Raw genomic sequence first — 18,881 nt, forward strand, 5'->3', positions numbered from 1 at the left:
TCGGGAGCGTCCGCGTGCGACCTCAGAGGGCCGGCCCGGCGGCCACGGCGGGTTCCACGGCCACGGACGGGTCCACGTCCACGTTCAGATCCACGTTCAGATCCACGTCCAGGTGCCCGGAGAGTGCGCGCAGGAAGTCGACCGCGTCGAAGGCCTCGCCCGCGGAGGCGACCCCGACCGTCCGGGTCCGTCCGGTGAGGATGCGGTGCACCGCTTCCACCGCCAGCGGCGCGGAGACGGCGTAGATGTCCCGGCCCCGGGCCACCGCCCGACGCTGCTCGCCGCCGTTCCGCACCACCACGTCGACCAGGAAGGTCTGGTCGGAGCGGCCCCGCTCGTCGGCCGCGACCGGTGCGGGCGTCCGTGGTGCGGCGAGGTCCCGGACGGCCTCGACGGTCATGTAGCTGTGCAGGTCGGTGACGGCCAGGTGGCTCGGCACGGTCACGATGTCCGCCATGGCGAACTCGCCGATGACCGGGCGGGTGCCCAGCGGCTCGGGGAAGGCCCATTCCAGGGCCGGCAGCTCGTCCTGGTGGTGCGTCAGCCGGCCGCCGGTGTGGCGCAGCCGGCGGTCACCGCGCCGCTCCCGCGAGACGGTGCCCGACAGCCGGGTGCCCGGGGTGGGGTGCCAGCTGTTCAGCCCGTAGGCGATGTGCACCTCGTCGGCCGCCGTCCAGTCGTCCACCGCGGCGGTGGCCAGCAGGTCGCCGAGGCCGCCGTAGAAGGCCATCGCGGGGACCACCACGGTGCCCGCGGCCCGGGCGCGTTCGGCGAACCGGTCGAAGGTGTCCAGGTTGGCCTCGATCTCCGCCGCCACGTCCACGTAGGGGATTCCGGCGCGCAGGGCCGCCTCGACCACCGGGGCGACGGTGTCGGCGAACGGCCCCGCGCAGTTGATCACCGCGTCGGTGCCGGCCAGCGCGCGGTCCAGCGAGTCCGCGTCCTCGACCGAGGCCGGCCGCGCCTCGCTGCCGGGGTGCTCGGCCGCCAGTGCCGCCAGCTTGCCGGCGTCCCGGCCGACCGGCACCGGGCGGAAGCCCCGCTCCCGCAGCTCCGCCACCACGAACCGCCCGGTGTGACCGTACGCCCCGAACACCGCGACCGACTGCCCCATGGTCCTGCCTCTTTCCTGTGCGTTTCCCGTTGCCGCCATCCTGCTCGTGCGGCCCGCCGGGCGGTGAGTGTCCGGAACGACACGGCTCGTACAATTCCGGACATGGCTTCCGTCGCCCTGGCCGTCACCGACGGCATGCTGCATTTCGAACTCGCCCTGGCGCACGAGGTGTTCGGCTCGCGCCCGGCGGCCCTCACCGGCCCCTGGTACGACCTGGCGGTCTGCGGCCCGGGCCCGGTCCGGGTCGAACGGTTCCGCCTGGAGCCCGACCACGGGCTCGACCGGCTGGCGGCCGCCGACACCGTGATCGTCCCGGGCTGGGCCGACGTGGACGTGGACCCGCCCACCGACCTGGTCGACGCCGTGCGCGCGGCCCACCAGGCGGGCGCGCGGGTGGCCTCGCTCTGCACCGGCGCGTTCGTGCTGGCCGCCGCCGGACTGCTCGACGGCTGGCGGGCCACCACGCACTGGGCCCACACCGACGTACTGGCCACCCGCTACCCGCGGGTGACGGTGGACCCGGACGTGCTCTACGTGGACAACGGCAGCGTGCTCACCTCCGCGGGCAAGGCCGCCGCCATGGACCTGTGCCTGCACCTGGTCCGCCTCGACCACGGCGCCGCGGTCGCCAACACCGTGGCCCGCCGCCTGGTCGTGCCGCCGCACCGGGACGGCGGCCAGTCCCAGTTCGTCACCACTCCGGTGCCCGCCCCGGAGAACCACCCGCTCGCCGACCTCTTCCCGTGGGTGCTGGAGCGGCTCGACCAGCCGCTGACCGTGGAGGACCTCGCCCGTCAGGCCCGGATGAGCTCGCGCCACCTGGGCCGGCACTTCCGGGCGGTCACCGGCACCACGCCACTGCAGTGGCTGCTCATCCAACGCATCCGCCACGCACAGGAGTTGCTGGAAACCACCAACGACGGGATCGAGCGGATCGCCAGTGCCACCGGCATGGGCACCGCCACCACGCTGCGCCGCCACTTCCACCGCACGGTCGGCGTGCCGCCGGACACCTACCGCCGCACGTTCCGCTCCTGACACCGGTGTCGACGGCGGGCTGGGCGGCTCGGCGGTCGGTGCGTGTCGGTCCCGGGCGGCGCCGGCGGCGGAGACGGTGGCGGAGACGGCGAGCGCGACAGGGACCGGCAGGATGACGGTTCCGCGGCGGCCGGGAGGACGGCACACCCGTGCGACCGGGCCCGCACCGGGCCAGGTCAGGTGGTCCCGGAGACCACGGACCCCGCTCGTGACCGTGTCGAGGCTCCCCCAAAATGGTTTGCCTCCGGGGAGGGCACCCTGCCACTGTCGGGTCGGCCGTGCGTGCAGGTGAAGGAGCAGACGGTGGCGCTCGTCAGGAAGAGGTCCCGGCGCACGGTCGTGGACGGTGTCACCTACCGTTGGCGCATCCGCCACAAGCCGACCCACCGTCAGGTCAACGGGTGGACGCCGCTGATGATCGCGGTCGAGGACGCTACAGTCCCGGGAACCACGTTGGTCGTCCGGACCGATCGCATCCACCCCCAGAACTGGTTCAGCCCGACGAAGCCGATCCTTCCGGCTGATGTCGCCCGGGCGGTACGGACCGCTCTCGCGCGAGGGTGGACGCCGCTCGCCGACGGATCCCCCTTCCACCTCGACCTCTCGGGCGCGAGCACGTTCGCCGAGGACGCAGGCCTCGCCGGGGACTTGTCGGAATAGTCGCGGGCTCGGTGCGGGCCGGTACGGAGCAGGCCGGGTGCGGAGCAGGCCGACGCGGCCTCGACCGGCGGCGGCGTGCTGGTGGGAAAATCCGCTCACCGAGCAAGGAATGCGCCGCCGTCGACGACGGCCGGAGCGCCTTCGGCCGCTATCCCGGCCGTCCTCCCGGCCGCCCTCTCGGCCGCCATCTTGAGCGCTTCGCCGAGGCGGCCGCAGCCGCCGTCGGAGGCCACCCCAGCCGGCCCGACCCCGAGCGAGCCCACTGCCGAACCCGGTCGGCCCCGGCCCCGGCCCCTGACCGTCCGACCCCCACCCCTGACCGACCGTCCGACTGCCACCCGGCCACACCGACCGAAAGTGCTGCTGACATGCGAACCCCCGCCCTCTTCACCGTCGACCTCCCCGGCCCGGGCCGACTGAGCACCATGGCCCGCCCCCGCGGCAACGACTGGCTCGAAGACGAGATGGCCGCGCTCAGGAACTGCGGCGTCGACGTCCTGGTCTGCGCGCTCACCCGCCCCGAACTCGACGAACTCGGCCTCACGGACGAACCCCGGATCGCCGCCGCGGCCGGGCTGCGGTTCGTCGCGATACCCATCCCCGACCGCACCGTCCCCGACCGCACCGCGATCCTGCCCACCCTGCACGAACTGGCCGAACGGCTGCGCGACGGTGCCCACGTCGTCACCCACTGCCGGGCCGGCATCGGACGCTCGTCCCTCCTCGCGGCCGCACTCCTCATCCTCAACGGCGTCGACCCCGACACCGCCTGGGACCGGATCGAACGGGCCCGCGGGCTCGCCGTGCCGGACACCGCAGAGCAGCGCGAATGGACGGTGGATCTGTTCAAGCCGGCCTGACAATCTGCCGCCCGCTGCGCCCGGCCGCCTGCCCCGCCCTGCCCCGCCCGGCCCCGCGACGCCCGGAGGTCACGCAAAATCGCGTGACAGCCGCGGCGGGCTTCGTGACCATGGCCCGATGCCCTTGGAACCTGACCTTCTCCGCCTGAACATCGTGTGCCCACCGCCCGGTGAGGGCATCCTGGAGGTCCGCCCGTTCATCGGTGGCCGGGACCTCGTGGCCGACGCGGCCCCCCGCGACGGGGGAGGCCGCCGGTACGTGGGGGCGGGGCCCCGGTACCTGTTGGACCGGGGCGGGCCGTTGCGTGCCACGACGACGCCCCACGAGGTGCGTCTCGCGTGGGCCGGGTGCGGTGTGGAGATGTGCTGTGGCGCGCTGTACGTGACGGTCGGACGGGACGGGGAGCACGTCGTCTGGGCGGGCTGGCGCGACCCGGTCGACGAGGACCTCGACCTGCCGGAGCTGCGGTTCGCCGCGGGTCAGTACGAGGCCGAGGTCCTGCGAGCCGAGGAGGACCGCGGGTGGGAGTGGCCGGGAGGGGCGGTCGCGCGGCTGCTGGAGGCTCGGCTGAGGGGCCGCGAGGACTGGCTGGCCAGGTGGGACTGCGAGGTGGAGGACGTCTGGGCCGCCCGCCAGGAACCCGATCGGATCCACCTCCTTCTGAGGCATCCCCGGAACCGGGCCGATACGGATCTGCCCTGGATCCAGTTCGGGACGACCCTCTGGATCTCCGCGGAGGACCCGTCGGACCAGGTCGAGGAGCTCGAAGCGCGGCTGACCGCAGGCGATCCCCGGGCCACCGCCGAGGTCTGGGGAGGTACGCACCACGCCGAGCAACTGGGCTACCCGTGGCCGCCGGCCGATCCGCTGTTCATGTGAACGTCGGGGAGGGGCGAACGTCGGGCAGTATCATCCCAGGTCACGACGGTGTGCGAGGTATCAGGACGGGAAGGGCGGGCCCATGGAGGTCGATGCGTGGCCGGCGCTCCTGCGCTCCGAGCAGTTGACCGCGCTCTACACCGAAGTGCCGCCCCTGGAGGGCCTGGTGCTGCGGTCGGTGCACCTGGATCCGCGCGGCGCCGGGGTGACGTTGCGGGTCGAGTTCCCGTCCTTTCCCGACCTCGCCCCGCAGGCCTGGGCGGATGCGGGCTGCGACCGGTTCGAGGCGCAGATCGGGTTCACGGCGGTGGAGGAGGACCTGCGGATGCGGGGCGTTCCCGGTGCCACCGTGGTCGACGTCGAGGTGAGCCGCTACCTGCGGGACCGGGAGCGGCGGATCGAGGTCGGGGTGCGCGGCCGGGGGTTCTCGCTGGACTTCACCGCGTACGCCGAGGTCACGGCGAAGCACCTCAACGCCTACGCCACCCGCCCCGGCGACGCCGGACCGTACGCGGCCGAGCGGTGGTTCGTGAGCCCGATCGACCGGCGCCTGTTCGGCAGCGCGCTGCCGCCCACGACCGCGAAGGTGTTCCATGGGTGACCACGACTGGTCCGCCGAGCTGGTGAACCCCGGGACGGTCCGCGAGGTGCTGGGCTCCCCGCCGCCCCCGCTGAGCGACTACGGCCTGGACTCCGTCCTGGTCGACGAACGCGAAGCGTCCGTGACCTTGCGGTTCTCCGCACGGGCCGTTCCGGCCGGTGCTGCGGACCGGTGGCGGGAGCACGGCCACAACGCGGTCGAGTTCGTGCTGGTCTGCGTCGGTGTGACGGACTTCGAGGTGGACGCCTGGTCGGGCTGGCCCACGACCGACGCCACGCTCACGGGCAGGAGGGTCGTGCTCGCCGGCCGGGGCAAGCACGTGTCCTTCGTGGCGGCCGGGATCCGCGCAGAGCCGCCGGTCGGACGGCTCTGGGGCGCCGAGTGACGCACGGCCGTGGGCCGAGGGGGAAGCCCCACCCGGCCCACGGCCCCGGCCCCCGGCCCCCGCTCCTCGCCGTACGTCACCCGGCGCGGGCGCTCAGTGCCAGTTGCTGATCTTGACGTCGCGCGGTGCGGGCGCACCCGTACCGGTTTCCAGCACGGCCTTGAGGCTCATCAGGAACGTGGCCCACTTGGTGCTGCAGTGGTACATGAACTCGACCGGCTCCCTCCAGTCCTCGTGCCGGAACAGCACGATGGTGAAGTCGTCCTCCTGCTTGAGGTCGAAGCGGATCCGGGTGCCGATCCACTCCTCGGGGCCGTCGATGACCTCCCAGACCACCCGCCGGCCGGGCTCGGTCTCCAGGACTTTCATGTCGAAGCCGCCGGGGCCGAAGCGGAACCGGACCACTCCGCCGACGCCGGGGTCGCCGTCCGTCTCCTCGGTCCACCAGCTCGCCAGTCCGTCGACCGTGGTCAGGGCGGCGTGGACGGCCTCCGGGGACGCCGTGACTCCGATCCGGTGCAGGATGTCCGCCATGGCGGTACCTCCCTCTCGTGTTGGCGCCCACGATCGGGCGCGCTCGTGCGTTCGGGTCTGTGTGCTCAGTTCTCCTGGCTGCGTTGGATGGCCTCGGCGATCCGCTTGATGCGGTGCAGGCGGGCGTCCCAGGCGGCGCCGACCGACGACAACTGGGCGACGGCGCGGGCGAGTTGCGCCTCGTCGACTTCGTAGCGGCGTTCGCGTCCGGAGGGCGTGTCGTGGACGAGGCCGACCCGGCCGAGAACGCCGAGGTGCTTGGCGACCGCCTGGCGGGTGACCGGCAGTTGTTCGCTGAGGGTGGTCGCGGTGCCGCCGTCGTCGGTCAGGAGCAGGTCGAGCATCCGGCGCCGGATGGGGTCTCCCACCGCGGACCAGAGCTCGTCGTCGACGGTGACGCCCGCGGCCGCGTTCACCGCCGCGCTCACGGGTGCGCCACCACCCGGGCGACGTACGTGACGAGGCGTGGCAGGAAGTGGTCCCAGCCGTTGGCGTGGTCGCGGTAGGTCTCCTCCAGGACGGCCGCCTCCCAGCCCTTCTCCCGGAATCCCGTCTCGGTGAAGCGCAGCAGTGTGCCGCCGTCCGACGGGACCAGGTCGAAGGTGACCAGGAGGGAATTGCCGGGCTTCGCGGTCTCGCCCTGGTCGTAGGCCCAGCGGAAGCTGAACCGCCGGGGCGGGTCGGCCTCCACCACCGTGAGCGGTGCGACCTGCACGTCCGGTGTCCCCACGCCGAACGAGATGACCCCGGTGGTTCCCGGGACCGGCTTGAGGTCGGCTTCGTCCGGCCACCACTCCCGCAGGTGTTCGGGGGTGCTGATGACCTCGTAGACGATCTCGGGCGTGGCCTCGACGTGGATCTCCCGCGCGATGCTGCCGTACTCCATCCCGCTCTCCTCCTCGGATATTCGCAACCTTTGGTTGCATATAACGGTAGACCGCTCCACCGCGATGCGCAACCTTTGGTTGCTCTAGAGGGTGTCCGGCCCGGCCGGATGCGCACCAGGCTCTGAGCCCGGCCGGGTTCCCCGAACCGGCGGGCCGGCGATCAGAACGGAACCGGTAGTCCCGCCTCGCGCAGCTTGGACAGGGCACCCGACATGCACTGCTGTACGGTGCGCCCGTCAGCGCGCAGCCCGAGCTCCAGGGGACCCCCACTGGCGGCGAACGTCCAGGCCGGCGCGTTGTCGGCCACCCGCGCGGCATCCACCCTGATCATGGCGTTCACGCCCTGCTCACCCAGCCACTCCAGGATGAGCAGCGTCACGTCCTCGACGCCACGATCCTCGTCGATCTTCGGCCAACGGCCCCGGTTCCCAGTCACCGTCCGGACTCTACCCAGGGCCCCGCAGCGATCGGCGCGTCGAGGGGCAGCCGGACCGATCAGTGCCCGGTCCTCCAGTCCGCCGAGGCGTTGTTCCCGCGGGGCCGGCCCGCAGGGCGAGGCCCCACCGGACGTCGTCGTGGTGTCGGTCACCCCAGGCTCTCGGCGATGTGGACGAGTTCCTCGTCCGAGAGCCGCGGGGGCGCGCCGGTGGTGACGACGAAGGTGGAGGTCCCGTCCGACCACGTCAGCGAACGGGGCCCGTTCTGGGCATCCGATTGCGTGATGGTCGCGGGGTGGCCCTTGACGGTGGTGGCCCGGCCGTCCGGCGGTGTGCTGTTCCGGAGGGTCTGGCTGATGATCAGGGACCCCTGTTCGGGCCCCGTGCCCAGCCGGTACCCGATGGCCCAGGCCGGAGTGTCAGTCGGGAGCGGGGCCACCCCGGGCAGGGCGACCATCCTGCCTGCGGGGTAGGGGTAGTAGTTCTCCGGCAGGAACGCGGGCCGGAGCAGATCGCGCTCGTCGAAGTGGACGGCGGCCTTGCCCGTCGTGTCGTTCAGTGCCCTGGTCCCGAGCGGGTTGTTCAGGTGGGTGGTGATCTGTGCGTAGCCGCCCAGGTCACAGAACCCCGAGCGGACCGAATGCCGCAGGGAGACCTTCACCGCGCCTGCGGACTCACGGGCCACGAGCTCGGGTCGGTTCTCACACCCCCAGCCGATGCTGAGGGTCAGGGTCCGGCCGTCGGAGCCGACCAGCAGCGGGTAGCCGGCCACGGGGCCTTCGTGGATCTTGATCTCCGGACCCTGGTCGATCCACGCGTTGAACGCGAGTCCGACACCGACAACGGCCGCGACGGCCACGGCGGTCAAGCGATTCCGTCGTCCGCGCTTCGACATCTGACGGATGGTGCCTGGCTCCACGGACCCTCCCCGGCGGTCACGACCATGCTTGTGGCGGGGCGTGTGCGAAGTCAAGCGCGCCAGGAAGCGGCGCCCACCGGGCAGTTCGGGCAGTGGCGCTCCACCGGCCCCGGCCGGGCGAGGCGGGTTGTCAGTCCCGGTCGGCAGGATGACGGGTGACGCAGCAGCCCGTACCGAGGAGCGCATCGTGACCGCCGCCACCGACACCGAGCCGACCCGCCACCCCGTCTTCCAGACCCTCTGGTGCGCCACCGACCTCGGCCCGCACCGCCCGTGCGGCGGCACCTACCAGTGGTACGACGCGGACACGCTGCCGCCACTGGACCCGGCCCGCTTCGACGGCGGATTCGGGTGGCTCGGCGGCACCGGCCCGCTGGTGCCGGAGTCGGCCCGGCACCTCGACGCCGTCGCCGCCGAGCTCGCGGACGCCGGGATCGTGCTGCCCGCGGAATTCATCGCGTTCCAGACCGGCGCCGACAGCGCCCGCGCCCTGGACGCGGTGTCGGCCACGGCCTGCTGGACGGACGTCTCCTCGCCGATACCGAGCCCGGTCGAGCCCGGTGCCTTCCTGGTCCGCTTCCTGCGGGACCAGCAGGACTGCGTGCACTGGTACCTCTACCTCCGCCCCACCGGCGACGCCTTCGTGGTGGCCTCCCCGCTGGACCTCGAAGACGCGCCCGGCTGGGACGAACCGGCCACTCCGGTGGACTGGTTCGGATCCATCGCCCGGTGCGCCTCCTCCTTCGAGGAGTTCGCGTACCGCTTCTGGGTGGAGAACCGCCTGTGGTGCGCCCTGCACGGCTACGGCGACGAAACCGTGGACGGCGAACTCGCCGGATACCTCGCGCACTACGAGCAGGCCTGACCGCCGGGGAGGGTGGCGCGGCTGGCGGCACCCGTCCGGGTACGGGCCGCCCGGCTCGGCGCCGCCCGATGCCGACCGCGGCCACCGGGCCGGGGGCGACGAAGGGCTTCGCGGCGTCGTCGGCGGCCGGAACGGGCTCAACGGCACCGGTCGGAGCGTGCACAGCAGCCGCGGATCCGGGCTCACTGCCCGCAGGCTCACCGGCTACTGCCGGATCGTCCGCCGCTACGGACGCGACCGCCCGCTCTGCCCGGCCAGGGGCAGGGCCTGACCCATCGCGGTGACGAGGGTGGAGGAGACGTGGCGCAGGGCGGGGTCCGCAGTGATGAAGACCGTTTCGATTCCGGCCAGTTCGTGGTTCATGCGGGCCATCGGCATCTCGTGGTCCAGGTCGTGGACGTCGCGGACTCCGCGGATGACGACGTCGATTCCGACCCGGCGGCAGTAGTCGACCAGCAGGCCGCCGGTGTGGGAGTCGACCGTGACGTTGCTCAGGTCGGTTGCTGCCGTGCGGAGCCGGTCCAGCCGTTCGGCGACGGGGAAGCGGCCGGTCTTGTTCGCATTGAACATCACGCAGACGACGACCTCGTCGAACAGGAGGGCGGCGCGGTGGAGAACGTCCTGATGCCCTGGAGTGACCGGGTCGAAGGATCCTGGGAAGAGGGCTCGCACGATCGGAAAGGTTAACAAGCGGGTCCCGCGCGGCCGTTGCGGCTCCCGGGTGGCGGCCCCTTCTGCGGTCGGTCAGCTTTGCGGGCGGGGTGCGGACACCGGCTCGGCCGCCCTGGGTTCCCCGGGTTCGCGTCGTTGCCGTGAGTGGGCCGGCTCGGGTGTCACCCGAAGGTGCAGTGCGGCGAGCAGGAGGCAGAACGCGGCCATGGCCGACCACAGTGCGGTCGTCCCCGCGTGGGCGAGCAGTTGGGTTCCGAGGACGGGTGCGAGGGTCGCGGCGACGCCCCAGCTGGTGCCGAAGACGGCCAGGTAGCGTCCGGTTCCACCGGGTGGCGCGAGGGCGGTGACGAGCGCGTAGACACGACCCATGACCAGCAGATCGCCGAGGCTCGTCACGGCGGCTGAGGCGAGCAGCGCCGGCAGTGTGCGGCTGAGGGCGTAGCCGGTCAGTCCCGTGGCCAGGAGGAGGTGGGCGAGGGCGAGTGTGACGGGCGTGGTCAGCCTGGTCGCGCAGGGCAGTCGGATCAGTGGTTGGGCGAGTACGGTGGTGGCCGCGGCGGCGGTGAACAGCAGCCCGGCGTCGGCGGCGGGCAGGCCCTGCCGTGCGAGTGCGAGCGGCAGGGTGATCACGGCCTGTTGGTTGATCAGGGCGTAGGCGGTTCCGGTGGCCAGGACGCTCAGCAGGGCTCGGTCACGCAGCGGCCGTACGGCGGTGGCGTCCTGGTCCGCTCCGGGTGGTGCGGGGCGGTCGCGGGGCAGGGCCAGGCGGATGAGCAGTGCGCAGGCCAGGCAGGTGGCGGCGTCGGTGACGAAGAGCCAGCGCAGGTCCCAGCGGCCGAGGAGCGCGGCGAGCAGCCCGGCGCCCATGGCGCCCGCCGCGAGCGCGGCGCTGAACAGGCTGAACGCGCGCACCCGGTGCTGCTCCGGCACGGACTCGCCGATGATCGCCTGGCTCGGGGGCTCGTAGAGCTCGAAGGCCAGTCCGAGCAGCACCGCCCCGGCGACTGCCCAGGTGAGCGAGGCGGAGGCAGCGATCGCCAGCTGTGCGGCGGCGCATCCGCCCAGGCCGAGCACGATGGTCGTGCGCCGGCCGATCCGGTCGGCCAGGTGCCCTCCGGCCAGCCGTGAGGGGATCGTTGCGAGTCCGAAGGCGGCGCTGACCAGCCCGGCGGTGGTCAGGCTCGCGCCGTGGTCGGCGCTGATCAGCGCGGTGAGGAAGGGCAGTGAGAAGGCCCCGAGTCGGTTGACGACCCGGGCCAGTAACAGCAGGCGGACGGTGCGGGGCAGTGGTTCGGAGCGCGGCACGGCGCCTCCTGTTCTCGTGAATCGCCAATGTCGGTCGGTGATCAGCGGGGGTGTGGCGGGTGCGCCGGTGTCCGCCTCGTCCTCGTGTGACCTGCGAGCCCTGCCCGACGCCGGCTGCGCCGGTCGTGGCAGCGGTCCGTGCTGCGGGCCGCTGATCCACCGTCAGGTCAGGTCAGGTCAGGTCAGGTCAGGTCAGGTCGGGTCAGGTCGGGTCGACGTCGCGGGCGAAGTGCGGCAGCACCATCGCGACCAGGGCGTCGACATCGGCATCGACCATGGGTTCGCCGGTCATGCCCATCCGGTGGAGCAGAGTGCCGACGACGACGTCGATGAAGAACAGGACCCTGTTCTCCGGTTCGTCGAGAGCGTCCTGGAGGGCGAGGCGGTACGGGTCCTGCAGCCGTGCGGAGAGGATCTCGCGCAGGGCCGGGTCGCTGACGGCGTCGCTGAACACGCCCGCGAACGCGTCGCCCACTCCGGGCTCGGCGATCGTCGCGGCGATCCAGCGGATGGTCGAGGACATGACTTCGGCCTGGTCTGCGCCCTCTCTCAGCGGAGCCGGGCCGAACGCGTCGAGGAGGCAGTCCACGATCAGCGCGCCCTTCGACGGCCAGCGGCGGTAGATCGTCGTCTTCGCGATGCCGGTCGCGGTGGCGATGCGTTCGACCGTGGCGCGCGCGTAGCCGATCTCGTGGACCGTGCTCAGGGTGGCGGTGAAGACCTCGGCGTCGAGGCCGGCGCGCGGGCGTCCGGGCGGTCGGGCGGGCGGAGTTGTCGCAGTCATTCCCTCACCATAGTCAGTTACGCTACCTTAGGTATCGATACCTAAGGTAGCGTAATCATGCGGGGAGGAGAAGGCATGAACGGGGACAACAGTGCGCGCCGGCCGTCGGCGAGCAGCAGCGGGTTGCGGCAGCAGGCACTGGGGGGCGAGCCGGACTGGGCGGCGATGACCGACGAGGAACTGGCCGCCTACCGCGAGGCGGAGAACCGCAGGCGGGCGTCGCCCGAGATGCGGGCGATCACCGGGATGCCGGACCCCGGTGCCGCGATCGACTGGCAGTCGCTGGAGCTGTCCGGCCGTCGCCTGCCCGTGCGGGTCCACCGGCCGGTGGGCGAACGTGGCGCCGGCTCCACCGACCGGGCGGCGGCCCTGCCCCTCGTGCTCCACGTCCACGGTGGCGGGTTCGTCGGCACGGCGGTGCAGAGCGACTGGATCAACAGCCATCTCGCCGCCCGGTTGCCGGCCCTCGTCGTCTCGGTCGAGCACCGCCTCCTCGCCCCGGACACTCCGCTGTCGGCCGCCGCGAGCGACGGCTGGGACGCGCTCGGCCACCTGGTGCGGCACGCCGCCGACTGGGGCATCGACCCGGCGCGCACCGCCGTGTTCGGCGAGAGCTGCGGGGCACTGATCACCGCCCTGGCCGCCATCCGCGCCGGGCAGGCCGGCCTGCACCTGCGGGCACAGGTGTTGGTCAACCCCGTCGCGGACGTGACCGGGACGATGTTCGACCACCCCTCGGTCACCGAGCACGCCCACAGCCCGACCCTGACCGTTCCCCAACTGCGGCTGCTGCACCGGCTCGCCGTCCCCTCGGGGACCGATCCCCGGGCCTTGTCCCCGCTGCACGCCGACAGTCTCACCGGGCTCGCCCCGGCGCTGGTGGTGGTGCCGACCCATGACCCGCTGGCCGACCACGGCCGCCGCTACGCCGAGCGCCTGCGCGCGGCCGGGACGCCCACGCGGCTGAGCGAGTTCCCCGGGGCGACGCACGCCTTCGTCAGCATGCCGGCCGTCGTGCCGCAGGCCGAGACGGCACGGGCGGAGATCACCGAGTTCCTCCGCGACGCCCTCGGCCGCCCCGACGGCCGCTGACCGAGCGAGTCCGACGGGCGGGCCGGGGGAGGGGGAGGCCACGGCAGGCCACGGCCTGTCGTGCCCACTCCTCCCGATCGGCCCTTGCCCCATGCCCGTTGCTCCATGCCCGTTGCCCCGTGCCCGTTGCTTCGGATCGTCCGGCAGCTCGACTGTCTCCGAGCGCGAGCGGCGGAGGAAGTCGGCCTCCGGCCACGAGGCCGTGTGCCGGGTGCGGGTCGCCGAGTCGGGTCCCGCGGGCCCGGCGGATCGGAGGTCCACCGGCGGTCCGGCGTCCTCCACCCCTGGACGTCCACCACCCGTGACCCGGACGATCGGCCGGCCGGGCTCGGCGGGCGGCTCAGACGAGGGCGGCGACCAGCAGGGTGAAGGCGGCGACGATGACGGCGACGCGGGCGTAGTGGAAGCGGTTCCAGCGGTTCATCTGCTCCTTCCAGTCTTCGGGCCTGTTCTCGGGGGTCCAGGTCTTGCCCCGGTTGTTGATCGGGACGAGCAGCAGGACCGACATGATCACGCTGAGGATCAGCAGCGCGCCGGCGGTGACGACGAGGCCGGTGCCGTGGCGGTGCCATCCGGCGACGGCCCAGACGGCGCTCAGGGCGAGCGAGCCGATGTACCAGAACGGCATCAGGGCTCCGAGCATCCGGCCCCCGTGGGCACGGGCGAGTTGGTCGCTGTCCTCGGGGAGTTTGCTGAAGATCGGGTTCATGACGAAGGCGACGGAGAACTCCACCCCCACCATCAGGCCGACGAGCACGGTGGTGACGACCTCTAATGCGTCGAGCATGGTGACCCCTCCTGGGATCTAGCGCCGCTAGATGATGAGATGACGCTAGCGCTGCTGCCGCTTGATTGTCTAGCGGTGCTAGGATCGAATCATGTCGGTACAGGAACGCAAGCAGCGCGAGCGGGCGAGCCGCGAACGCCTCATCGTGGCGACGGCCCGCGAACTCGCCGAGCAGCAGGGCTGGGACGCGGTCACCACCCGCCGGCTCGCCGAGCGCATCGAGTACAGCCAGCCCGTCCTCTACAGCCACTTCCGCGGCAAGCGCGAGATCATCGGCGCCGTCGCCCTGGAGGGTGCCGCCGAGATGGCCGTGGCGCTGAGGGCCGCGGCCTCCGCCGCGGACGGCCCCCGCGCCCGGGTCGCCGCCCTCGCCCGCACCTACCTCGACTTCGCCGAACGCAACCCGGCGGTCTACGACGCCATGTTCCGGCTCGACGGCGGCCTCGCCTTCGCCCGGGAGGACACCCCCGAGCCCCTGAAGGACGCCTTCGCCGCCCTGCTGGAGAGCCTCGGCGAGGTCGCCGGGGACGGTGTCCACACAGGACTGTTCACCGAGACGTTCTGGGCGGCCCTGCACGGCCTGGCCACCCTGACCCGGGCGGGACGGCTGCCTCCGGAGCACACCGAGTGGAGGGTGGAACTGCTGGTGGACCGGCTCGCCGTGGTCTGACGCACCGCCCGGGCGGGCACGCGGTGCCCCCGTCGTCCGGCGTCGGAAGCGTCCGGCGAACGTCCGGTCAACGTCGTGGCCGCCCGGCACGTCCCGCGGGGACGATGGAAGCCGAACCGGCCCGTCCGACCGAAGGGGCAGACATGCAGTTCAAGCTGGGGCGCCGACTCGCCTCCCTCACCGCGGTGACCGCACTGACCGTCACCGGCGTCACGCTCGCGTCGGGAAGCGCGTCCGCCGCAAGCGGATCCGACTCCAACTCCGCGCACGGCGTGGAGATCACGGGCTGGCACACGTTGGACGACAACCCGTGGGTGTCCGCCCAGCTGTGCAACCACCAGAGCTCGGCGAACAGCTTCTACTTCTGGATCAAGGACACGGCGGGCGACAACGTCACCAGCCCGGGGCACGTCACCCCCGTCCTCGCGCCCGGCCAGTGCGACTCCATCTCCGGCGAGGACTACGGCAGCACCCCGATCCAGGTCTACGCGAGGTCCGGAAGCGCGTGGACCTTCGGCACCGACCCGATCAGCCTCGGCTGAAAGCCGCTGCGCCGAAGCCGCTGCGCCCGAACGGGCTGCGCCGCGCCGCGCCCGCTTCCGCTGATCACCACCCCGGGGGGGGCGCCGCCCCGCGGCAGCGCACCCGGGTCCGTGCGGGGTGCCGGCCGACGCGGCAGGCACCCCGGCGACCTCGCGGCACCACGGCAGCACGCCCCCGGCGCCACCTTCCCGAGGACGGACGACCACGGCAGAATGCCAGTCGTGAGCGATCCCTTGAGTGAGGCGTGGGACTTCCAGATCCGGGCAGCAGCGGACCAGGACGACTCCTGCCGGATTCCCGGCCGGTCATGGGTTCCGCCGATCCTGCACGACCTGGTCCTGGCCGCGAGGCGCACGTCGCTGAGCCGCTACTACCCGTTCACGAGTCATGCGACGCTCCGGTTCAGCACCGGGCCCCAGTGGTGGGCCGGCGACGGGGACGTCCTCGCCGTCGCCGTCGCGCTGGTGCCCGAGGGGCGCTACCTGGTCTGCACCCTGCCGACGGCCGACGTGGTGTCCTCGGTGGAGGAGCTCGAAACCGCCAGTGCCGACGAAGCCGTCGCCAGGGTCGAACAACTGGTGCACGCGGCCGGCTGAGCCCGGGTGCGCCGTGAGTCCTGGGCAGCGGCCCCTGGTCATCGAGGCGGTCCAAGGTGCGGGCCGGCGTGGGGAGTCGTGGCGGTCCGCCCCGGCCAGGTCACGGCCGAACGGGATTCCGTGGCGACGGGGTCAGGCCTCGATCGTGACGTGGACGGGCGTCAGGTCGGCGCGGTACTGGACGGCAGGCCAGTAGCCGTCCATGAAGTAGCGGTTCCCGGGCTCCTCGAAGTGGACCTCGAAGTCTCCCGAGCGGTAGACGACCAGCGTGTGCGGCGTCATCACCTCGGGGAAGCGGGCCTTCTCCTCCTCGGTCTCGTCGCCCTCCGCGAACGCGGTCCAGATGAACGCGGTGCCGTCGCGGCGGATGCGGTCGAACTCGGCCACGAGCCGGCGTGCGTGGGGCAGCAGTTCGGCGGTCTTCTCCGGTCCGGCGCTGTCGAACCACATCTCCAGCCGCCGTCCCGGGACCGCCGCCGCGCTCCCGGCGGTCCGGCCCTCCGGTCGGGGCTCGGCCGGCTCCGGGGTGGTGCCCACGTGGAGGATGCGGGTCGGCAGCAGGCCTTCGGGGCGCAGGCCCGTCGCCAGAAAGGCCTCTTCGACGTGCTGCTCGTACCAGGGGTTGTGCTCCTCGGTGATCACCTTGTAGCCGGTGCTGAACTGCCGTGGCGTGCCGGTGACGGACCGTCCGTCGGCGCTGGTCAGGGTGAAGCGTTCGCTGTCGTGACCGATGTGGCGTACCCGGAACGACCTGGGCAGCCGGACGAAGGCGGTGCTGCCGGGAAGGTCGACCGTTGCCGTCTGTGCGCCGTCGGCGGCGGTCCGGACCACGAACACGCTCGACAGCTCGGGCGCGACGCACAGGAGGCCGCCTGCTCCGACGGCCCGTCTCAGCTCCTCCGTGTCGCCGTTCAGCGCCGATGCGATGATCCGACTGTTGGGCATGACGCGCCTCCCCGAACCGCTCCGACAGGACGGCGCCACGGTACTCCGCTGCCGATCCCCGACCGACCGGGCGCTGACTCCTGACGGACGCGCAACCCGGCCGCATCGACGGTCACCTGGGACACCCGGACTGTCAGAGCCAGGGGCTACGGTGCCGCCGTGGACGTTGCCGATCTCGACTACCGGGGCTGCTGGTCCGTCGGATCGCGGCCACCCCGTGCTGCGGTGACTCCCCGTCGTCCGCAGCCCCCGGCCGCCCGCGCCGACGACCGGTCCCTGGCACGACGAGCCCCCGTTCTGAGGCCTGCCCAGCAGGGTCCGAACTCCCTTGGCCCGTAACGCTGGACCGTGCACCACCCGGGCTCGACGGCACTACCGTCCGCAACGGCAAGGGGCCCGTCTTCCCAGGGGTGGCGATGATCACTAAGGTGTGGAAGTTGTGAGTATGCGTGAATCCGGTGACGACCTGTGGGCAGAGTTCGTCAAGGAGTTCGAGAAGACCAACGCGGCACCGGAACCGAGTGCCGCCGAACGGGCGAACCAACCCGCGCGCCGAGACCGGCGCCGTCGGTTGCTGCTTCCGGCGGCCGCTGCGCTGCTGGCGGCAGCAGGAGCGGCGGTGTACCTGCTCCGGCCGTCGGCCCCGGCCCCGGCCCCGGCCGCTGCGCCGGCGGCTTCCGCGTCGGCCCCGTCTGCTGTGCCTGCCGACCCGGCCGCGCTGACCTCGTCCGCTCCCGCGCTGCACGTGGTGACCCCGCCGGCCGACGCCCCGCTGACGGCAGCCGACGCTCCGTCCTCGGCGATCCCGCAGTCCGTCTTTCCGGCGCAGGTGCAGGGGTACACGCTGGTGGCCGACGTGGCGAACCCGGTGTGCACCGGCCCGGACACCGTGGCGCCGACGCTCGCCGGGTTGATCACGCAGGGCCACGGCTGTCTCGGCGTCGACTTGGCGCTGTACAAGGACGCCGAGGGCAACCAGTACAACCTGGCGCTGTTCACGATGAACGACCCGGTCGAGGCCCTGCACCTGGTGACCTTCCTGGCCTCCCACCCCGGCGACTACGAGGTCGCCGTCCAGGTCCCGCCCAAGGACTCGGGTCTGCGCCAGTTGCCGGCCGACAGCGGCCTCGTGCAGAACTTCGCGGTCCACGGGCACGGCATGCTCGTCGGTACGGCCCAGTGGTCCGACGGTCGGACCGCGGACTTCGACAAGCTGGTGAAACAGCTCTCGCCGTTGACCGGGGCCGTCGGGCTCAACATTCCGGCCTGACGGACCGGCGGCTCCCCAGGAGGCGGCCGAGGGCGGCAGTGTGCGGGCGGGAACCGTACGGGCCGCCCCCGGTCGCCCCGGTCGGTCCCGGCGGCCGCCCCCGGAGCCGGGCCTCCCGGGACCGCATGTCGGAGCCACGGTCTACGCTCCCCACCACCTACGAGTTTCGGGGAAGACGGATGTCCTACGACGATGACGAGTACCTGCCCGCACTGATCACCGCCCTGGCCGATCCGTCCGCGCAGACGTGGACGATCGACGGCTGGCGGATCGAACGGGTCGGCCTGGTCCAGGGGTCCGACGACCACTGCACGATGTACGACCCGCTGGGGCCGGAGGGCACGAACGCTCCGATGCGGCCCGGCGGCACGCCGGTCTACCTGGTCTCCCGCGCGGACGCGCCGGGCTCCCCGGTGGCCGCCCTGGTGCACCCCTGCGAGACCGTCCCGGTGCGGATGCAGGACTGGGGCGACCGCCTGGCGACCCCGTCCGGCCTGGCCGTGTTGCATGCGAACCCGGGTACCGGGTGGGTCGAACCGGCCGTCCCGATGCTCAAGCGCACCTGGGCCGTCCTGCACGCGCGCGCCGCCGACAGCTCCGACTGGAGGCTGGAGAACTTCCGCGACATGCTCCGGAGGGCTTCGGTGGATCCGGCGGACTGGCCGGTGGAGCCGGTCGAGGGCGACTTCGCGAACGACTGGCTGATGATCCCGGACGAGGCCGGCACCGGCACCGTGCTGGGCATCCTGGTCGACCCGGACGGGTCCGACACGACCGAGTGCCTGGACGCCGAGGGCAACACGGTGGCGACCCTGCTCACCTTCGGCTAGCGATCCGCCGGCGGCATCCCGGTCCATCCTCCGTGCCCTCCGAGGCCGCCCGAGGCCGTCCGCAGCCGTCCGCGGCCGACCGCGGTCACCGCTGCGCGAGCCCGGCCGCGGGGGGGGGGGCCCCCGCCGGGGGGCGGGGCCCCCCCCCCCCCCCCCGCGCGGGGCCGGCGCGCGCGCCCGGCCGCGGGGGGGGGGGGCCGGGCGGGG

24 protein-coding genes are annotated in these 18,881 nt (G+C 72.7%); 13 read left to right on the top strand and 11 right to left on the bottom strand.

Translation table 11 applies throughout. The features are described 5' to 3' along the window. Positions 1-22: 22 nt before the first annotated feature. Entirely contained in the window at positions 23-1,114 is a 1,092-nt protein-coding gene (locus ACFV0O_RS34130) for a saccharopine dehydrogenase family protein (RefSeq protein ID WP_380347622.1), read from the bottom strand. Between the two features lie 102 nt (positions 1,115-1,216). Between ACFV0O_RS34130 and ACFV0O_RS34135 the strand changes: the two genes are divergently transcribed. From ACFV0O_RS34135 to ACFV0O_RS34160, 6 genes are all read left to right on the top strand, one after another. Continuing rightward, positions 1,217-2,152: a helix-turn-helix domain-containing protein gene (locus ACFV0O_RS34135; protein WP_380347623.1), complete on the top strand. Its 936-nt coding sequence runs from the start codon at positions 1,217-1,219 to the stop codon at positions 2,150-2,152. Positions 2,153-2,455: 303 nt separating this feature from the next. Beyond that, positions 2,456-2,812 (top strand): hypothetical protein, encoded by a 357-nt coding sequence (locus ACFV0O_RS34140; protein WP_380347624.1) that lies wholly within the window; start codon positions 2,456-2,458, stop codon positions 2,810-2,812. Between the two features lie 368 nt (positions 2,813-3,180). After that, entirely contained in the window at positions 3,181-3,672 is a 492-nt protein-coding gene (locus ACFV0O_RS34145; RefSeq protein WP_380347625.1) for a tyrosine protein phosphatase, read from the top strand. A 118-nt stretch (positions 3,673-3,790) separates the two neighbouring features. Continuing rightward, a complete protein-coding gene (locus ACFV0O_RS34150; protein WP_380347626.1) occupies positions 3,791-4,552 on the top strand; it encodes a hypothetical protein in 762 nt (253 codons plus the stop codon). Positions 4,553-4,634: 82 nt separating this feature from the next. Further along, positions 4,635-5,153 (top strand): Imm50 family immunity protein, encoded by a 519-nt coding sequence (locus tag ACFV0O_RS34155; protein ID WP_380347627.1) that lies wholly within the window; start codon positions 4,635-4,637, stop codon positions 5,151-5,153. Beyond that, positions 5,146-5,538 (top strand): Imm50 family immunity protein, encoded by a 393-nt coding sequence (locus ACFV0O_RS34160; protein WP_380347628.1) that lies wholly within the window; start codon positions 5,146-5,148, stop codon positions 5,536-5,538. Before ACFV0O_RS34155 ends, ACFV0O_RS34160 begins: the two co-directional genes overlap by 8 nt. A gap of 93 nt (positions 5,539-5,631) precedes the next feature. Here ACFV0O_RS34160 and ACFV0O_RS34165 read toward each other — a convergent pair whose 3' ends face one another. The 5 genes from ACFV0O_RS34165 to ACFV0O_RS34185 form a co-directional block, all read right to left on the bottom strand. Beyond that, entirely contained in the window at positions 5,632-6,072 is a 441-nt protein-coding gene (locus ACFV0O_RS34165; RefSeq protein ID WP_380347629.1) for an SRPBCC domain-containing protein, read from the bottom strand. Between the two features lie 65 nt (positions 6,073-6,137). Next, positions 6,138-6,500, bottom strand: coding sequence for an ArsR/SmtB family transcription factor (locus tag ACFV0O_RS34170; RefSeq protein WP_380347630.1), 363 nt, complete (start codon positions 6,498-6,500; stop codon positions 6,138-6,140). Then, positions 6,497-6,958, bottom strand: a complete 462-nt coding sequence (locus ACFV0O_RS34175; protein ID WP_380347631.1) for an SRPBCC family protein — start codon at positions 6,956-6,958, stop codon at positions 6,497-6,499. Before ACFV0O_RS34175 ends, ACFV0O_RS34170 begins: the two co-directional genes overlap by 4 nt. A 161-nt stretch (positions 6,959-7,119) precedes the next feature. Further along, positions 7,120-7,395: a hypothetical protein gene (locus ACFV0O_RS34180; RefSeq protein WP_380347632.1), complete on the bottom strand. Its 276-nt coding sequence runs from the start codon at positions 7,393-7,395 to the stop codon at positions 7,120-7,122. A 149-nt stretch (positions 7,396-7,544) separates the two neighbouring features. Next, complete coding sequence (locus ACFV0O_RS34185) at positions 7,545-8,264, bottom strand: hypothetical protein (RefSeq protein ID WP_380347633.1); 720 nt, start codon at positions 8,262-8,264, stop codon at positions 7,545-7,547. Positions 8,265-8,502: 238 nt separating this feature from the next. Between ACFV0O_RS34185 and ACFV0O_RS34190 the strand changes: the two genes are divergently transcribed. Then, the gene (locus tag ACFV0O_RS34190; RefSeq protein WP_380347634.1) at positions 8,503-9,180 is read left to right on the top strand and encodes a hypothetical protein; all 678 of its coding nucleotides are present in this window, start codon (positions 8,503-8,505) and stop codon (positions 9,178-9,180) included. Between the two features lie 225 nt (positions 9,181-9,405). Here the strand turns inward: ACFV0O_RS34190 and coaD are convergent, their stop codons facing one another. From coaD to ACFV0O_RS34205, 3 genes are all read right to left on the bottom strand, one after another. Next, positions 9,406-9,852 carry a pantetheine-phosphate adenylyltransferase gene (gene coaD / locus ACFV0O_RS34195; RefSeq protein ID WP_380347635.1) on the bottom strand — a complete coding sequence of 149 codons (447 nt, stop codon included), beginning with the start codon at positions 9,850-9,852 and terminating at the stop codon, positions 9,406-9,408. 72 nt (positions 9,853-9,924) lie between these two features. Next, positions 9,925-11,157 (bottom strand): MFS transporter, encoded by a 1,233-nt coding sequence (locus ACFV0O_RS34200; RefSeq protein ID WP_380347636.1) that lies wholly within the window; start codon positions 11,155-11,157, stop codon positions 9,925-9,927. 202 nt (positions 11,158-11,359) lie between these two features. After that, positions 11,360-11,941, bottom strand: a complete 582-nt coding sequence (locus ACFV0O_RS34205) for a TetR/AcrR family transcriptional regulator (protein ID WP_380347637.1) — start codon at positions 11,939-11,941, stop codon at positions 11,360-11,362. Positions 11,942-12,106: 165 nt separating this feature from the next. Here ACFV0O_RS34205 and ACFV0O_RS34210 point away from each other — a divergent pair, with 165 nt between their 5' ends. Further along, the gene (locus ACFV0O_RS34210) at positions 12,107-13,033 is read left to right on the top strand and encodes an alpha/beta hydrolase (protein WP_380347659.1); all 927 of its coding nucleotides are present in this window, start codon (positions 12,107-12,109) and stop codon (positions 13,031-13,033) included. A 340-nt stretch (positions 13,034-13,373) separates the two neighbouring features. Here the strand turns inward: ACFV0O_RS34210 and ACFV0O_RS34215 are convergent, their stop codons facing one another. Next, positions 13,374-13,820 (bottom strand): anthrone oxygenase family protein, encoded by a 447-nt coding sequence (locus tag ACFV0O_RS34215; RefSeq protein ID WP_380347638.1) that lies wholly within the window; start codon positions 13,818-13,820, stop codon positions 13,374-13,376. A 91-nt stretch (positions 13,821-13,911) separates the two neighbouring features. Here ACFV0O_RS34215 and ACFV0O_RS34220 point away from each other — a divergent pair, with 91 nt between their 5' ends. The 3 genes from ACFV0O_RS34220 to ACFV0O_RS34230 all read left to right on the top strand — a co-directional run bounded on the left by ACFV0O_RS34220 (position 13,912) and on the right by ACFV0O_RS34230 (position 15,629). Further along, positions 13,912-14,490, top strand: a complete 579-nt coding sequence (locus tag ACFV0O_RS34220) for a TetR/AcrR family transcriptional regulator (protein ID WP_360260622.1) — start codon at positions 13,912-13,914, stop codon at positions 14,488-14,490. Positions 14,491-14,633: 143 nt separating this feature from the next. After that, positions 14,634-15,032 carry a hypothetical protein gene (locus tag ACFV0O_RS34225; protein ID WP_380347639.1) on the top strand — a complete coding sequence of 133 codons (399 nt, stop codon included), beginning with the start codon at positions 14,634-14,636 and terminating at the stop codon, positions 15,030-15,032. Positions 15,033-15,254: 222 nt separating this feature from the next. Continuing rightward, the gene (locus tag ACFV0O_RS34230; RefSeq protein ID WP_380347640.1) at positions 15,255-15,629 is read left to right on the top strand and encodes a DUF6193 family natural product biosynthesis protein; all 375 of its coding nucleotides are present in this window, start codon (positions 15,255-15,257) and stop codon (positions 15,627-15,629) included. Between the two features lie 132 nt (positions 15,630-15,761). Here ACFV0O_RS34230 and ACFV0O_RS34235 read toward each other — a convergent pair whose 3' ends face one another. After that, positions 15,762-16,574: a hypothetical protein gene (locus tag ACFV0O_RS34235; RefSeq protein ID WP_380347641.1), complete on the bottom strand. Its 813-nt coding sequence runs from the start codon at positions 16,572-16,574 to the stop codon at positions 15,762-15,764. A 439-nt stretch (positions 16,575-17,013) separates the two neighbouring features. On the opposite strand from ACFV0O_RS34235, the gene ACFV0O_RS34240 reads away from it, so the two are divergent. Both ACFV0O_RS34240 and ACFV0O_RS34245 read left to right on the top strand, forming a co-directional pair. Then, on the top strand, positions 17,014-17,844 hold the full coding sequence (locus ACFV0O_RS34240; protein WP_380347642.1) for a hypothetical protein: 831 nt from the start codon (positions 17,014-17,016) through the stop codon (positions 17,842-17,844). 179 nt (positions 17,845-18,023) lie between these two features. Beyond that, positions 18,024-18,674: a hypothetical protein gene (locus ACFV0O_RS34245; protein ID WP_380347643.1), complete on the top strand. Its 651-nt coding sequence runs from the start codon at positions 18,024-18,026 to the stop codon at positions 18,672-18,674. Positions 18,675-18,881: the final 207 nt, after the last annotated feature.

Source organism: Kitasatospora sp. NPDC059577, assembly GCF_042735475.1.
GTDB lineage: Bacteria > Actinomycetota > Actinomycetes > Streptomycetales > Streptomycetaceae > Kitasatospora.

Excerpts from the sequence above, each read along its gene's own strand:
- ACFV0O_RS34145 (WP_380347625.1), top strand. The coding sequence starts at position 3,181 with ATGCGAACCCCCGCCCTCTTCACCGTCGACCTCCCCGGCCCGGGCCGA.
- ACFV0O_RS34160 (WP_380347628.1), top strand. The coding sequence starts at position 5,146 with ATGGGTGACCACGACTGGTCCGCCGAGCTGGTGAACCCCGGGACGGTC.
- ACFV0O_RS34225 (WP_380347639.1), top strand. The coding sequence starts at position 14,634 with ATGCAGTTCAAGCTGGGGCGCCGACTCGCCTCCCTCACCGCGGTGACC.
- ACFV0O_RS34215 (WP_380347638.1), bottom strand. The coding sequence starts at position 13,820 with ATGCTCGACGCATTAGAGGTCGTCACCACCGTGCTCGTCGGCCTGATG.
- ACFV0O_RS34235 (WP_380347641.1), bottom strand. The coding sequence starts at position 16,574 with ATGCCCAACAGTCGGATCATCGCATCGGCGCTGAACGGCGACACGGAG.
- ACFV0O_RS34175 (WP_380347631.1), bottom strand. The coding sequence starts at position 6,958 with ATGGAGTACGGCAGCATCGCGCGGGAGATCCACGTCGAGGCCACGCCC.
- ACFV0O_RS34210 (WP_380347659.1), top strand. The coding sequence starts at position 12,107 with ATGACCGACGAGGAACTGGCCGCCTACCGCGAGGCGGAGAACCGCAGG.
- ACFV0O_RS34150 (WP_380347626.1), top strand. The coding sequence starts at position 3,791 with ATGCCCTTGGAACCTGACCTTCTCCGCCTGAACATCGTGTGCCCACCG.
- ACFV0O_RS34155 (WP_380347627.1), top strand. The coding sequence starts at position 4,635 with ATGGAGGTCGATGCGTGGCCGGCGCTCCTGCGCTCCGAGCAGTTGACC.
- ACFV0O_RS34135 (WP_380347623.1), top strand. The coding sequence starts at position 1,217 with ATGGCTTCCGTCGCCCTGGCCGTCACCGACGGCATGCTGCATTTCGAA.
- ACFV0O_RS34165 (WP_380347629.1), bottom strand. The coding sequence starts at position 6,072 with ATGGCGGACATCCTGCACCGGATCGGAGTCACGGCGTCCCCGGAGGCC.
- ACFV0O_RS34205 (WP_380347637.1), bottom strand. The coding sequence starts at position 11,941 with ATGACTGCGACAACTCCGCCCGCCCGACCGCCCGGACGCCCGCGCGCC.
- ACFV0O_RS34220 (WP_360260622.1), top strand. The coding sequence starts at position 13,912 with ATGTCGGTACAGGAACGCAAGCAGCGCGAGCGGGCGAGCCGCGAACGC.
- ACFV0O_RS34245 (WP_380347643.1), top strand. The coding sequence starts at position 18,024 with ATGTCCTACGACGATGACGAGTACCTGCCCGCACTGATCACCGCCCTG.
- ACFV0O_RS34130 (WP_380347622.1), bottom strand. The coding sequence starts at position 1,114 with ATGGGGCAGTCGGTCGCGGTGTTCGGGGCGTACGGTCACACCGGGCGG.